The 15,411-nt window shown below is 50.9% G+C and carries 9 protein-coding genes; 6 read left to right on the forward strand and 3 right to left on the reverse strand.

The annotated features are described in order from the left end of the window. Nucleotides 1–77: 77 nt before the first annotated feature. On the reverse strand, nucleotides 78–2,144 hold the full coding sequence (locus tag DXD65_RS10275; protein WP_117887610.1) for an RNA degradosome polyphosphate kinase: 2,067 nt from the start codon (nucleotides 2,142–2,144) through the stop codon (nucleotides 78–80). Between the two features lie 91 nt (nucleotides 2,145–2,235). Between DXD65_RS10275 and DXD65_RS10280 the strand changes: the two genes are divergently transcribed. The 3 genes from DXD65_RS10280 (at nucleotide 2,236) to rfbB (ending at nucleotide 5,197) form a co-directional block, all read left to right on the forward strand. After that, nucleotides 2,236–2,730 (forward strand): metallophosphoesterase family protein, encoded by a 495-nt coding sequence (locus DXD65_RS10280; RefSeq protein WP_005827049.1) that lies wholly within the window; start codon nucleotides 2,236–2,238, stop codon nucleotides 2,728–2,730. 364 nt (nucleotides 2,731–3,094) lie between these two features. Beyond that, nucleotides 3,095–3,967, forward strand: a complete 873-nt coding sequence (rfbA, locus tag DXD65_RS10285) for a glucose-1-phosphate thymidylyltransferase RfbA (protein WP_005827046.1) — start codon at nucleotides 3,095–3,097, stop codon at nucleotides 3,965–3,967. Between the two features lie 87 nt (nucleotides 3,968–4,054). Then, complete coding sequence (gene rfbB / locus DXD65_RS10290) at nucleotides 4,055–5,197, forward strand: dTDP-glucose 4,6-dehydratase (protein ID WP_005827045.1); 1,143 nt, start codon at nucleotides 4,055–4,057, stop codon at nucleotides 5,195–5,197. A 46-nt stretch (nucleotides 5,198–5,243) separates the two neighbouring features. Here rfbB and menA read toward each other — a convergent pair whose 3' ends face one another. Further along, nucleotides 5,244–6,155 (reverse strand): 1,4-dihydroxy-2-naphthoate octaprenyltransferase, encoded by a 912-nt coding sequence (gene menA / locus DXD65_RS10295; protein ID WP_005827044.1) that lies wholly within the window; start codon nucleotides 6,153–6,155, stop codon nucleotides 5,244–5,246. Nucleotides 6,156–6,225: 70 nt separating this feature from the next. Here menA and DXD65_RS10300 point away from each other — a divergent pair, with 70 nt between their 5' ends. Further along, on the forward strand, nucleotides 6,226–7,293 hold the full coding sequence (locus DXD65_RS10300) for a metallophosphoesterase (protein ID WP_034523237.1): 1,068 nt from the start codon (nucleotides 6,226–6,228) through the stop codon (nucleotides 7,291–7,293). 1 nt (nucleotide 7,294) lies between these two features. Here the strand turns inward: DXD65_RS10300 and DXD65_RS10305 are convergent, their stop codons facing one another. Continuing rightward, entirely contained in the window at nucleotides 7,295–10,264 is a 2,970-nt protein-coding gene (locus DXD65_RS10305) for a PEP/pyruvate-binding domain-containing protein (protein WP_005827042.1), read from the reverse strand. Nucleotides 10,265–10,389: 125 nt separating this feature from the next. Between DXD65_RS10305 and DXD65_RS10310 the strand changes: the two genes are divergently transcribed. Continuing rightward, a complete protein-coding gene (locus DXD65_RS10310) occupies nucleotides 10,390–14,322 on the forward strand; it encodes a hybrid sensor histidine kinase/response regulator transcription factor (protein ID WP_008665140.1) in 3,933 nt (1,310 codons plus the stop codon). 130 nt (nucleotides 14,323–14,452) lie between these two features. Then, nucleotides 14,453–15,394 (forward strand): ROK family protein, encoded by a 942-nt coding sequence (locus DXD65_RS10315; RefSeq protein WP_005833057.1) that lies wholly within the window; start codon nucleotides 14,453–14,455, stop codon nucleotides 15,392–15,394. The last annotated feature ends 17 nt before the right edge of the window (nucleotides 15,395–15,411 follow it).

Consider the following 15,411-nt stretch of genomic DNA (forward strand, 5'->3'; position numbering starts at 1 on the left):
TGCAGGGAAATGTCATACATGTTACAGAAATGTTACAAAGCGATTGACGATTGATAATTGACGATTGATAATTATCGTTAATCCTTAATCCCTTGTTTCAAGTATTCGTAAAAGCTATATTGCGACCGTACCTTCTCCTTTTGCGGTCGCGACGACTTCCAGCGGTTTCGCAACCGGTCGTCCACAAAGCAGGCTTTCCGTTTGTCCGACAGTTGTATGGATAGCATATCGATGAGCTCTTGCTTCAAGTCCGGGTCCAGAATGGGGGTGACGGCTTCGATACGGCGGTACAAGTTACGCCGCATCCAGTCCGGCGAGCCGAGGAAGAGCTTGGGTGCGCCGCCGTTGCCGAAGTACCACACACGGGCATGTTCCAGAAAGGTATCCACGATGCGTGTCACGCGGATGTTGTGGCTGTACTCCTGCCCGGGGATGAGGCAGCAGATGCCGCGGACAATGAGGTCTATCTCTACACCGGCTTGCGAGGCTTCGTAGAGGCGGTCTATCATGGCGGGGTCTTGCAGGGCATTCATTTTTAGGATAATCCGTCCTTGCTTGCCTTGCCGGGTCAGTTCTATTTCGTGATTGATGAGGCGGTTCAGTTCAGGAATCAGGTTGAAGCGGGCCACAAGCAGGCGGTGGAACACTGGATTTTCCTTTCCCTGCAGAGTACGGAACAAGTTGTGCAGGTCGTTTACAATCACTGGGTTGCAGGTGAATAGTCCGCTGTCCGCATAGAGGGTGGCGGTCTTTTCGTTGAAGTTGCCGGTGCTGATGTAGGCGTAGCTTGTCAGTTTGCGCCCTTCCTTATCGCGGCGTAGCACGAGGGCTACTTTGGCATGTACCTTTAGTCCTGGTATGCTGAAAATGATGTTGATGCCGGCAGCTTTCATCATCTCGGCGGTGGCGAGGTTGTTTTCTTCGTCGAAGCGGGCTTTCAGTTCCACAAAGACGGTGACTTTCTTTCCGTTCTGTGCGGCGGCTATCAGGGTGTTGATGACGGTGGAGTTCTCTGCCACGCGATACTGGGTCACCATGATTTCACGCACGGTGGGTTCGTGGACGGCTTCATATAGAAAATGGATGAAGTGGTCGAAGGAGTGGTAGGGATAATGCAGCAGCAGGTCCTTCTTCTCCACATAGCGGAAGATGGATTCGCGTTCGTCCAGGCAGGTCAGCTTCATGGGCTGGGGTTTCTTGATGGGACGTACGCTTTGGTTGGGATTGGGCAGATGCCGCAAATCCTCCATGTTGAGGTGCTTGTCTCCCGGCACCAGCTCCCGGCGGTCTATGCGGTAGGCATCTACCAGAAAGTCGAGGAAGTCCTGGGGCATGGCGCGGTCGTATACAAAACGGCACACGGCGCCTATCTTGCGTTTCTTTACCTTCTTCTTCACCTGCTCGATGATTTCGGAGGTATTGGCGGCATCGTCTATCAGAATATCCGCATCGCGTGAAATCTTGATGCAATAACTGCTGTCCACTTCATAACCGGGGAAGATGGTATCCAGATTGGCCTTGATGATGTCTTCAATGAACATCAGATAATAGTCTTTCCCCACCTTGGGCAGCTGGATGAAGCGCGGCACTTTGCTGTACGGCAGTTTCATCACGAAATACTGGATGCAGTTTGGAGAACTGGCGGGAGCTCCTTTCAGATGAAGCCGTACGGCCAGATAGAGACGGTTGTCGCGCAGGAATGAAATCACCTTGTCCTTGCTTACGGGCACCGGGGCCAGATAAGGGAATATCTCTTCGCGGAAGAAGCTGCGCACAAAGTCGCGGTGAAACGGTTCTACGTTGCGGCTTTGATAAAATATGATGTGATGTTTCCGCAGGGCGGGCAGTATCTTCTGTTCGTAGATGCGGATACGTTCCTCCAGTTGGCGATTGACTTCTTGGTTGATTTCATCTACCAGTTCGGCGGCAGACTGCATAGTCTCTTCATCGCTTTGCGAGGCTCCGGTGGCTATGGCCTTATGGTCGGCTACGCGTATCTTGTAGAATTCTTCCAGATTGGAAGAGTATATAGAAATAAAGTTGATGCGTTCGTATAGCGGCAATGTCTCGTCTTCCGCTTCCAGCAGTACGCGGTAGTTGAAGGAAAGCCAGCTGATGTCACGTTTGAAATATCTGTTGTCCATGGTGTTAAGGTGTTAATGTGGCATATTAGCACATTACCACATTGTATTCTTCCCAAATATAATTACCTTTGTCTTAATAAACAAAGGAAAGATGACAAAAGTTGGTTTATTATCGGATACGCATGGCTACTGGGATGAAAAGTACCTGCAATATTTTGAGGGCTGTGACGAAATATGGCATGCCGGTGACATCGGTTCGCTGGAAGTGGCACAGAAGCTGGCGGCTTTCCGTCCCTTCCGTGCCGTGTATGGCAATATTGACGGGCAGGAGATACGGCAGCTCTATCCGCAGATTCTCCGTTTCACGGTGGATGGGGCGGAGGTGCTGATGAAGCATATCGGCGGTTATCCCGGCAACTACGACCCTTCCATCAAGGGCAGCATTCTGGTGCGTCCCCCAAAGCTGTTCATCAGCGGGCACTCGCATATACTGAAGGTGAAGTATGACAAGACGTTGGATGTACTCCACATCAATCCGGGCGCTGCGGGCATTCAAGGTTTCCATAAGGTGCGTACGATGGTACGCTTTGCGGTTGATGGGGGAACGTTTAAAGATTTGGAGGTGATAGAACTTGCTGACCGATGATGTAGTTTGTTTATTTTCAATGGATTGTATTTACCGATTGCTTGCGCTATAGTGTAAAAGCCGTTACATGCTAATGTAAAGGTCGTTACGCTATTGGGTAAAGGCCGTTACACTATTTGGTAAAGGTCGTTACACGCTGAGGTAAAGACCGTTTCATCAAGGGGTGACGGCCGTTACGCACTGAAGTAAGCAAAACAATGTACCGGAGTAAGCAAAGCAATGAAGTAAAAAGATGAAACCAAGCCTTCACTTAATCGAATTTTTCCATTATCTTTGTACCCGAATAGCAAGTAGAGCCGTGGGGCATCGTCCTCCTTCTTATTTTATTCTCCATTTTGAAGTATCACCGAAAAAGAACTGAAATATGAAAGGAATTATTCTTGCAGGTGGCAGTGCCACTCGTCTCTATCCGTTGTCCAAGGCTATCTCCAAGCAGATAATGCCCGTCTACGACAAGCCGATGATATACTACCCGCTCTCTACACTGATGTTGGCGGGGATTCGCGAAGTGCTTATTATCTCTACTCCACGTGACTTACCCATGTTCCGCGAGCTGCTGGGAACCGGTGAAGAACTCGGTATGTCCTTTTCCTATAAGATACAAGAGAATCCCAACGGACTGGCACAAGCCTTTGTGCTGGGTGCAGAGTTCTTGGACGGCGGACCGGGCTGCCTTATTCTGGGCGACAACATGTTCTACGGTCAAGGCTTCTCCGCCATGCTGAAGCGTGCCGCTTCCATAGACAAGGGTGCCTGCATCTTTGGTTATTACGTCAAGGACCCCCGTGCCTACGGTGTAGTGGAGTTTGATGCCAACGGCAAAGCCGTCTCGCTGGAAGAAAAGCCTGCCAATCCTAAAAGCAACTATGCCGTCCCCGGACTGTACTTCTACGACTCCACCGTGACAGAGAAAGCCGCCTCCTTGAAGCCCTCTGCTCGCGGCGAATACGAAATTACCGACCTCAACCGTCTCTATCTGGACGAGGGCACGCTGAAAGTGGAGCTCTTCGGCCGTGGCTTTGCCTGGCTCGACACCGGCAATTGCGACAGCCTGCTGGAAGCCAGCAATTTTGTCGCCACCATCCAGAACCGTCAAGGCTTCCGCGTGAGCTGTATCGAAGAGATTGCCTGGCGCAAGGGCTGGATAGATGTAGACCAGCTGTATCGCTTGGGTGAACAGCTTGGCAAGACCGAATATGGCAAATACCTGATGGAACTGGCTGAATCGAAGCGATGAACTCTTTGTTCCCCAAAAAGAGAAGGAGAATAGTTCTCCTATAAAGGCCCGCTGACTTTAATTTTTAATTTATAATTTTTAATTCTCATGAAGACTTATCTCGTAACCGGTGCCGCCGGTTTTATCGGCGCCAACTATATTAAATATATCCTGGCAAAACATAATGATATTAAAGTGGTGATACTGGATGCCTTGACCTACGCAGGCAATCTGGGCACCATTGCCAATGACATTGACGATGAACGTTGCTTTTTTGTAAAAGGTGACATCTGCGACCGCGTGCTTGCCGACGAACTGTTTGCCAAGTATAAGTTCGATTACGTAGTGAATTTTGCTGCCGAGAGCCACGTAGACCGTAGCATAGAGAATCCCCAGCTTTTCCTGATGACCAACATCCTGGGTACACAAAACTTGCTCGATGCCGCCCGCCGTGCCTGGGTCACGGGTAAGGACGAGTCCGGTTATCCCACTTGGCGCAAAGGCGTTCGTTACCATCAAGTGTCTACCGACGAAGTTTACGGCTCACTTGGTGCCGAAGGCTACTTCACAGAGCAAACCCCGCTCTGCCCGCACAGCCCTTACAGCGCCAGCAAGACGAGTGCCGATATGGTAGTGATGGCCTATCACGATACCTATAAGATGCCCGTCACTATCACCCGCTGTTCCAACAACTACGGTCCTTATCACTTCCCCGAAAAGCTGATTCCGCTTATCATCAAGAATATTCTCGAAGGCAAGAACCTCCCCGTCTATGGCGACGGCAGTAACGTGCGTGACTGGCTCTACGTGGAAGACCACTGCAAAGCTATCGACCTGGTTGTCCGCGAGGGTGTGGAAGGCGAAGTCTACAACGTAGGCGGTCACAACGAAAAGACCAATCTTGAAATCGTGAAGCTGACTATTGCCACCGTCCGCCGCTTGATGGAGGAAGAACCCCGTTACCGTGCAGTGCTGAAGAAACAAGTAAAAGCCGCCGACGGCACGATTGACATCAGCTGGATAAACGAAGACCTTATCACCTTCGTCAAAGACCGCCTAGGTCACGACCAGCGTTATGCCATCGACCCCACAAAGATTACCAATGCCCTGGGCTGGTATCCGGAGACGAAGTTCGAGGTCGGCATCGTCAAGACCATTGAATGGTACCTGAACAACCAGCCGTGGGTGGAAGAAGTGACCAGCGGTGATTATCAGAAGTATTACGAACAGATGTATGGAGGTAGAGGTTAAGGTTTAGGGATTAGGGTCTAACCGCTAATCCTTAACCTCTAACCTCTCAATTCAGCGCCACCGCTAACAGTAATCCTAAGAACAGCATATTGCGCGACGTCTCGCCCAGTATGCTGTTCAGCTTTTTACCGCTACCTATCTGTATCATTTTGCGCCACGTCAGTGCGTGCATATAGAGATAGACGCAGGGAGCCCAGATAAATTCCAGCGGAGTCAGCTTGCCCGTGTAGACAAACCAGAAGCAGAGCAGCACGGCGGCGATGCCCAGTGCCAGATACATATTCTCACCGAACTTCTTGCCGTAGCGTACCACCAGCGTACACTTGCCGCTCACGGCATCCTGCTCGCGGTCGCGATAGTTGTTCACCATCAGCAAGGTGTCTATGGCGAGGCCACTGACGAGCGACAGCACCACCACATCCATATTCAGCGTATAGGCCTGCACGTAGTAGGTGCCGCATACGGGCACGAAGCCGAAGAACACCAGCACCAGTACGTCGCCCCAGCCCCGATAGGAGAGCAGCGTGGTATAGAGGAAAGCAAACAGTATGCACACCACGCCCAGCACCACCAGTTCCCAGCCTCCGTGGGGCAGCTGCCCCCAGACGGTGAACAGCACTGCCAGCCCTGCCAGGCACGACAGTGTCAGTGCGATGCCGATGCCGGTTTTCATGGCTGCCGGCGTAATCCAACCTTCGGCGCAGGCGCGCTGTGGCCCCAGCCGGTCTTCCCGACGGTCGGTCCCTTTCTGGAAGTCGAAGAGGTCGTTGATAAAGTTGGCGGCAATCTGCATGCCGCAGGCAAAGAGGGCGCACAGCAGGGCGGGTGCGGTCTTGAACTGTCCGTCGCTGAAGGCAAGGGCACTGCCCAGCAATACCGGGATGATGGCTCCCGTCAACGTCTTGGGGCGGGCGGCGAGAAACCATGCGTAGGGTGAATTCTGTTTAATCTCGTTCATCGTAGTTCCAATTTAGTTCGGCATCTGCCAGCAAAAATACTGAAAATCCCTATATTTGTACCCACTTATGATGAAGAAGTTAGTCTACATATCCATTCTTTCTCTGCTGCTCTTGTCTTCCTGCCGTTCCAAGCGGATGATTACCGTGTCGTTGCCGCAGCCAGTCATGCAGGCAGACAGCACGCAGCTTGGCGATACTATCGGGTTGCCTGCCCGCCTTTCGCCGATGTTCACCTTTGACCAGTCTGATTTGCGTAATGTCCGCCGCCAGCCGGCGAAGGGCGAGGTAAAGAAACAGCAGATAAAGAAAACGGCACCGGTACAAAAGGTAATTGTGCAGCGAGGTACAAGAATCACATCGAAAACCACCCACGTAGGCTCGGCCTATAAGGGCGTCAGCCGCATTAAGACGTACGACTTCACGCATCGCGACGTGCCTGCCGCCTTCGAGGGCTTCCGCATCGCCTTTGTCTCCGACCTGCACTACAAAAGCCTGCTGAAGGAGGAGGGATTGAAGGACCTGGTCCGCCTGCTCATAGACCAGAAGGCCGACGTGCTGCTGATTGGCGGTGACTTTCACGAAGGCTGCCAGTACGTGCCGCCCGTCATGGCTGCCCTGGCGCAAGTGAAGACGCCGTTGGGCACCTATGCCGTGCTTGGCAACAATGACTACGAGGCTTGCTATGACGACATCGTGCGCGAAATGAGGCATTATGGCATGCATCTGCTGGAGCATAAGGTGGACACCCTGCGGCGTGGCGGTGAGCGGATTCTTGTGGCGGGCGTGCGCAATCCTTTCGACTTGGGCAAGAACGGCACATCGCCCACACTCGGCCTTTCGCCCGACGATTTCGTAATCCTGCTGACGCATACGCCAGACTATGCCGAGGACGTCCCGGTGACAAACTCCGATCTCATCCTGGCCGGACACACGCATGGCGGGCAGGTGACGCTGTTCGGGCTTTATGCACCGATAGTCCCCTCGCACTACGGGCAGCGGTTCCTCTCCGGGCTGAAGTACAACTCAAAGAACATCCCGATGATTGTCACCAACGGCATCGGCACTTCGCAGAAAGCCATCCGCATGTTTGCTCCCGCAGAGGTGGTGATGATTGTGCTGCACCGGCTGACGGACTGATTTATTCTTCGGGCATCAGCACCACTCCCAGTTTCTTCTTGCCATCCATCTTTACCACCATCGGCTGGTGGAAATGTACATGCCGCAGGTACTTCGTCTCGTGTACGGCAGGCTGTGCATTCAGGAATTCCTGGTTGTATACGCCGTCATTCATAAAGGCGTTGATGGTAAAGTATCCCACTCCAAAGGAGGTCAGGTTCTGGAAGAAGTGGGTTCCCTGGCTGGGGTCTACCCGGTAGTTGGTCAGTCCGGCTTCCACTATCACGCGGGCAGCGCTGATGTGCGGCCACTTCACGGGGATGCCGAGCCAGGTGTCACTGCTACCCCAGCGTCCGGGACCTACAAGGACATAGTTGCGGCCTTCGTCCAGGAACTGCTGGTTCAGCTTCTCTATCTCCCAGGCAATCTCCTGGTTGTGGGAGGCACTATAGTCGTCTGTCTTCACATAGATAATGTCATGTATCTCGTTCATGATGCCATGTCCCAATGAGTTGTTGGAACGGAGCAGTACCTGGTCGTCCGGAATGGCGGTAAGGTCTTCATCCAGCATCTCCTTGGTGTCGACTATCGGGCGGATTTGCAGCAGGTAGAAGGTGCCGGTTTTGTCCTTCTCGCGGCTCATGGTGGCGGCAAACTCTATCTCTACGGGACGGCGCATCTCCTGCTCTCCGTATTTCAAAGCCAGTTGCAGGATGCGTGGCAGGGGGAATACGTCGTGTTGCAGGATGTTGGCAAAGGTGATGACTTTGCGTCCGCCGGGATAAAGCCCGTCGCGGATAATCTGGTCGTAAGGGTCGTAGGTGGAGGCTATGTAGTTCAGTGCTCCGTCCTTTTCCGCTTCTTTGACGTGCAGTTTCAGCAGGTTGAAGCCGTCGTCGATGGAGAAGTCGTGACCGGCATTGCGCAGGTCGAGGGCATAGAAGCGGGTCTGAGTCTCTTTGAGGGCAATCTCCATTTCGCTGGTTTGCAGCACCTGGTTGGGGTGATAGGGCGAGAAGCGGAGCGTCATGCCACCGTCCACGATGTATTTACCTAAACCGAGCGCCAGATTGACGATACCTTCTTCTGCCTTCTCGTCGCCGATGGGGTAGTAGTTGAGCGAACGTGCCACACCGGACATGCTGGGGTAGTAGCGGTCACCATACTGGTTGCCCACTACCTCTTGCAGGATGACAGCCATCTTTTCCTGGTCGATAACGTTGCTCGTTGCCTGCATGTATGCCTTCGAGTCGCGGAAGTAGACCGAAGCATATACTCCCTTGATGGCATCGCTCAGCATGCGCAGCATCTCGTACTTGTCGTCCAGATAGGGAATCATGTAGGTGTTGTAGATGCCGGCGAAGGGTTGGTAGTGCGAGTCTTCCAACAACGAGGACGAACGGATGGCAAGCGGCGACTTCACCACGTCGAAGAAGGTGAAGAAGTCCTCCACCAGGCGGTCGGGCAGCTTTGCTTTGAGGAAGTAGCGCAGGATGACGTCATCGTCGGCATCGGACAAGGCTATCTGATACAGATTGTTGGTATCCATAAACTCGTCGAACACATCGGTACAGAGCACGATGGTCTTGGGGATGGCGACACGGGCATTCTCAAACTCTTCGAACTCGGGGTGATGCTTCACCAGGTTGTCGATGAAAGCCAGTCCGCGCCCCTTGCCTCCCAGCGAACCGTCGCCAATACGGGCAAAGTTGGAGTATCGGTCAAAGCGGTCGCGCCTGAAGACTGCCACTACTCCCTGGTTTTTCATCTTGCGGTATTTCACGATAGCCTCGAAGATAATTTTACGGTGGGCATCCACGTCTTGCAAGCTATTCCAGGTGATGGGCCGCAGGAACTCTGCCACGGGAAACATGGCACGTGAGTAGAGCCAGCGGCTGACGTGGTTGCGGCTGATGTGGTAAAGGAATGATTCTGCCGGAACAGCAAAAAGAATGTTCTGCAGCTCTTTGAGATTCTTTACGCGGGCAATCTCTTCCAGCGTGTCCGGGTTGCGGAAGATAAAGTCGCCGAAGCCGAAATTGTCTGATACAATACGGCGCAGGTCCACATCCATCTTTTTGGAATTCTTGTCGATGAAGGCGGCATCGTATTTGGCTGCATACGCTACGTTGTCCGATTCGCTGGACTGTATGATAAGGGGTACAAACGGGTCTTCCTTGCGGATGGCGGCACAGAGCTTGATACCGGCCAGTCCGTCCTTCTCGCCCCGTTCTACGCGGGGGAAGCGTACGTCGGTGATGACACCTAATATATTATTCTTATATTTTTGGTAGATGCCAAAGGCTTCTTCATAGGTACGTGCCAGTACAATTTTGGGACGTCCCCTCATGCGCAGTGTGCGCTGGTGGGCATTCAGTGCTTCAGTAGAGAATTCCTGGCTCTGCTTCAATACGAATTTATACAGATTGGGCAGGATGGAGGAGTAAAAGCGGATGCCGTCTTCCACCAGCAGGATGAGCTGCACACCCACTTCGTTGACGTCGTGCTCCAGGTTCATCTTGTCCTCTATCAGCTTGATGATGGAAACCAGCAAGTCGGTGTTTCCCAGCCAGCAGAACACATACTCAAAGGGACTGAGGTCTTCATTGGCAATACGCTTGGTGATGCCGTGGCTGAAAGGGGTAAGTATCACCATCGGAATCTGTTCATACAGGTTTTTGATGTATCGTGCCACGTCGAAGCTGTCGTTGTCTCCCGTGCCCGGCATGCAGATGATGAGGTCGAAAGAGATGGAGGACAGCTGTGTCAGCGCCTCCTCGCAAGTGGAAACCTGCGTGAAACGGGGAGGGTAGCGCAAGGAGAGCGAAGTGTATTCATTGAATATCTTTTCGTCGATGCGGCCGTCATCTTCCAGCATGAAAGCATCGTAAGGATTGGCTATCAGAAGGACGTTGAAAATGCGCCGTGTCATGAGGTTGGCAAACTGTGTGTCCTTGAAATAGAGCTGGTTTAATTTGAACTTACTGAGCATGGCTTCTCATGATTTGTTGGTTTCGGAAGGCAAAAGTAATAGAAATCGAACCTATTCGGATAGTTTTTCGACCGTTTTTTTTATATTTATGCGTAATATTGCATCCGAAAAACAATATATGACCTATGTCTGCTCCATATCCGTTTCCATATAAATCCGTTGCATGTACATTTCTGCTGTTATGGGTGTTCGTTTTTTTGTCCGCTGACTTGTTTGCCGGTTCATTCCGCACCTTGGGTATCAAGGAGGGATTGGGTAGTCGGCAAGTATTCCAGATAAACAAGGATTCAGCCGGATTTGTCTGGGTGTATACTCATGTCGGGATAGATCGTTATGACGGGAATGAAATCAAGCATTACAAGTTGGACGGAATGGTTGATTCCAGGGACAATATCCAGTCTTCCACTACCATGATGTGTGATAAGGAGGGTATTGTCTGGGTTGCATTGAAGAATGGAAAAATCTATGCATACAACAAACTGACGGACTCTTTCCAATTGCGTGTGGACTTGGCCGATTACCTGCCTTCTCCGGTATTGTATAATATGCTGTTTGATGACGAAAACCGTTTGTGGTTGTGTATGTCGAAGGGGCTTTATTCTTGGGAAGAAAGTGCAGGGCTGTCTTTTGCCGGATTGAAGGGGCAATCTGTCCGTTGCATGGTCCAAATGGAAGATGAAGTGTTTTTTGCAGGCACCGACAAGGGTGTCTTCCGGCTGACGAGGGTAGGAACGGCAGGTTCTTCGTCTTTTGAGACGAGGCCGGTTGGCCTGCATACAGAGATGCATGTGGAATCGCTCTATGTCTTCGGAGCGAAGCTGTTCATCGGTACCTTTTCAAACGGCGTATTTGTGCTTGACGGTCCCGAAGGGCAAATACATTCCTTGAATGACCGGATTCCTCATGTACCTATCCGTTCGTTTGCAAGGACAAAGGATAATTTGCTGCTGGTGGGAGCCGACGGTGCAGGTGTTTTTTGCATGGATGTCGCTACCGGAGAACTTTTGAACCATTATATGAATAACGGGGATGATGACAAAAGCTTGAGTGGTAATACGGTATCCGATATTTGTGTGGATGAATCCGGAGTTGTATGGATTGGCACTTCTACGAATGGCATCAGCTATCTGGATCCGGAGATGCCGGATGTCTATAGAATCAGGCACGAACGCAATAATGATAATTCCCTGAAGTCGGACCATGTAAATGTGATGTTTCAGGACTCGGAGGGAGATTATTGGTATGGTACAAACAACGGCGTCAGCCTCTATCAACCTCGGTCACGCAAATGGACCCACTATCTGGACGGTACGGAATATAGTGGCAAAGTGGTATTGGCGCTTGCCGAAGACTCCGGGGGAAACATCTGGGTAGGTGGCTATGGTATCGGTGTCTATTGTATTGATAAACAGACCGGACGGGTACAGAAGAAAGAGAAAAGAAATGCACATCCGGAGAAGGGAATGGCCACCGACTATGTTTATGCCATTTATGCGGAAGGGGATTATGTCTGGTTCGGTGGTATTGAAGGAGAGTTTACCCGTTACGATATACGGACGGATACTTATACATATTACCCGATTGATTGCATAGGTGACATAAAGCCGGGTAAGGGGGGCTCATTACTGATTGCCGGTTGCAGCGGGTTGGCCGTCTTTGATAAGAAGTCGGGAGACACGCAGTGGCATCAGACGTTTGGAGACATCTCTCTGCATTATCCTGTCCGTTGCCTGATGCAGTCCTCATCCGGCGATACCTGGCTGGCTACAGACGGGGAAGGCCTTATACGTGTTGGGCCGGATGGGAAAGAGGCGCATGCCTATACCGTAGATGACAATCTGGTTTCCAATTCCATCAACAGCCTGCTGGAGGATAACGAAGGGCGTATCTGGTTCAGTACGGAGAAGGAATTGTATTGCTTGGACTGCTCCCGGGATATTATCATCAGTGCCAATGATTTTTTGGATGTCAGCTGGGGATATTACAATCCGAATGCTGCCCTTAAGTTGAAGAATGGATGTCTTGCTTTCGGCACCGCAGAAGGGGTTCTTTCCTTTCTCCCGTCTTTGGACTTGGGGACTCATGCACCCGTTGAGCTGATTCTGACAGACTTTAAACTGCTTTATGAATCGGTCAAAGCGGGAATGAAAGGCTCTCTTTTGCAAACGAATATCAATGATACCCGGAAAATAGATTTGAAGTATAATCAAAACTCCTTCTCTATTTCCTTCTCTGCCATCAACTTTGCAGTCCCGCATCGTATTAGGTATGAGTATAGGCTCGAAAATCACAATGAAGAGTGGGAACACTCCAATTCAGTGCGGAACGTGAGCTATATGAATCTCTCGTCCGGTAAGTATGTATTCCGCTTGCGGGCATTTGATAAATACACCGGGCAGCAGGTGGGAGAAAGAAGTCTGGATATTGTCATTCATAACCCTTACTGGGTTTCGTGGTGGGCGCTGTTCATCTATTTCATTTTGTTGTCTGTCTTTGTCTACATGTTTGTGCAGTATAGGAGGCATAAGGTGAACGAGGGGCGTATAAGGGACAAGATACGTTCCTTTATCAGTATAGCCCATGATATCCGTACACCGGTTACTTTAATAAAGGCTCCGCTGAGCGAGCTCGAAGCGCAGGAGGGACTTCCGGAGCAGGGTAAGAAAACCGTTGCGGTGGCTATGAAGAATGTGGAAAAACTGATGGGAATGATTACTCAACTGCTTGAGTTGCAGAAAACGGAACTGCATGCCGAGGAGTGTCTGAAGGTTTCTCCATACGACATTAAGGCTTATCTGGAGGAAAAGATGGCGGAGTTTCATTTAGCCGCCATGCAGAAGAGCGTCGGGATAGAGTTGGAGGTGGAGCCGGATATGCCCAAGGTTTGGATTGACCGGGAGAAGATGGATCATATCATAGACAATCTGCTCTCCAATGCCTTGAAGTATACAGAGAAGGGAGTCATTCACATACTGGTGAAGACTGCAAGAAAGAAGTGGACTATTGAAGTGAAGGATACGGGTATCGGCATTCCAAAAGAGGAGCAGGGCAATATTTTTCACGAATATTATAGAGCCCAGAATGCCATGAACTTTGAGGAAACCGGTTCGGGCATCGGTCTGATGATTACGCGCCGCATTGTGAAACAGCATCACGGCACCATCTCTTTCAGTAGCGTGGAGGGACAGGGAACTACGTTTACGGTAACTTTCCCGCAGAGGATAAAGGCGAGCGTGGCGGTGGAAGCGAAGGCTGACGGCCGGGAAGAAGCTCAGGCCGCTACCGGGGCTGTGCATGAAGAAACGGAACGTGCCGGGAAGAATGTCCTTCTTCTGGCGGAGGACGATGCGGATATGAGGGAGTATCTGGTGGACAGCTTGTCTTCCGAATATAAGGTAGTTGCCGTGCCCGACGGCGGAAAGGCATTGGAGACGGCAAGGGAAATCAATCCTGATATCATTATCTCGGACATTGTGATGCCGGTACTGGAAGGTGATGAATTGTGCCGGATTCTGAAATCATCGGTAGATACAAGCCATATACCTATTATATTACTGACCGCACTGAGTGAGAGGGAAAATATCATCTTCGGACTGGAGGCCGGTGCCAATGACTACATCATCAAGCCTTTCGACTTGTCTGTGCTGAAAGTGCGTATCAGGAATATTCTTCAGAATAGGCAGCATTTGCGCGAAACCGTGTTGGCGATGGATGCGCAGCCCGAAGAGACAGACTATACCAGCCAGTTGGACAAGGAGTTCCTGGACAAGGTTATGAAAGTGATTGAGGAGGAGTTGTCCGATTCGGAATTCTCCATCAATGACTTCTGCCGGATGCTGGGCATGAGCCGCACTTCTGTCTACAATAAGATAAAGACGCTGACCGGGCAGGGACCGAATGACTTCATCCGCATTGTCCGTTTGAACAAGGCAAAAGAGCTGCTGGTTTCCCGGAAATATTCGATAGGGGAAGTGGCGAATATGGTCGGATTTTCTGACCCGAAATATTTTAGTACATGCTTCAAAAAGCAGTTTGGCACCAGTCCCAGCAAAATTTAGAGCCATGAAGACTGCTTTTGAACCACCGCTGACAAGTATTAAACCTTTTTTGTCAGAGAATAAACCCTTGTCTCCCTGATAGTGCGTAATATTGTGGACAGTAAACAATATTAAAAAACGCATATAAAAAATGGAAACGTATTTAGGTCTTGATTTAGGAGGCACGAAGTTGCTGATTGGCGAAATGGATAGCCGTGGCAACATTTTGAGGTATAAGAAATATGACTCCGGTTACTTTAATCAGCAGGCTGCGCTGGAAATCATCAAGTCGTCGCTCGATGATTATATCCGTACCGTGGGCTGGTATGACCAGAAACCGGTAGCGATGGGTGTTGGGCTGATAGGGCGTGTAGATCCCAACGAAGGTGTCTGGCTGCAGATTGACCCGAGCAGGACACAGCGGATTGAGTTGGCAAAGGAACTGTCGGACATATATGGCATGCCTTGCCATATAGACAATGATGTGAAGAGCGCTACAAGAGCCGAACGCGTCTGGGGATTCGGACAAATTTCCAAAAACTTCATATACGTAAATGTAGGTACAGGCATTGCCGTGGGTACGGTGATAAATGGGAGACAAATCCGTGGCAGCCATTTCAATGCCGGCGAAGTGGGACACGTGCGTGTAGGTGTGAACATAGGCATTAAATGCGGTTGTGGACGGATGGACTGTGTGGAGGCGATTGCTGCCGGCATAGGTTTTGACAATTGTGCCCGTCTGCTCCGCAACCAGTATGAGACCGGCCTGCATATTCCGGCTGAAAAAGGGGAACGGGTGATTGTGAGTGAGGTGTTTGCACTTAGTCAGAAAGGTGACCCTCTCTGTACGGTGCTGGTGGAGAATGCAGCTGAGGCGCTTGCCAATCTTATCATGAATCTGGTACGTGTGATTGACCCGGACACGGTGGTGTTGGGTGGAGGCATTGTGGCCGACGGGTATATGCACGAGAAGATTCTGGAGAAACTTCATCCTACGACCATGCGTTTTGTCAGCAACGGGGTTGTCATTACGAAACTGAATCCCGGATTTATCGGGCTTCTGGGGGCCGGTGCGGTGGCGATGAACATGTGATTAGGAATTAATGATTA

Source organism: Bacteroides sp. 4_1_36 (assembly GCF_003466325.1).
GTDB lineage: Bacteria > Bacteroidota > Bacteroidia > Bacteroidales > Bacteroidaceae > Bacteroides > Bacteroides uniformis.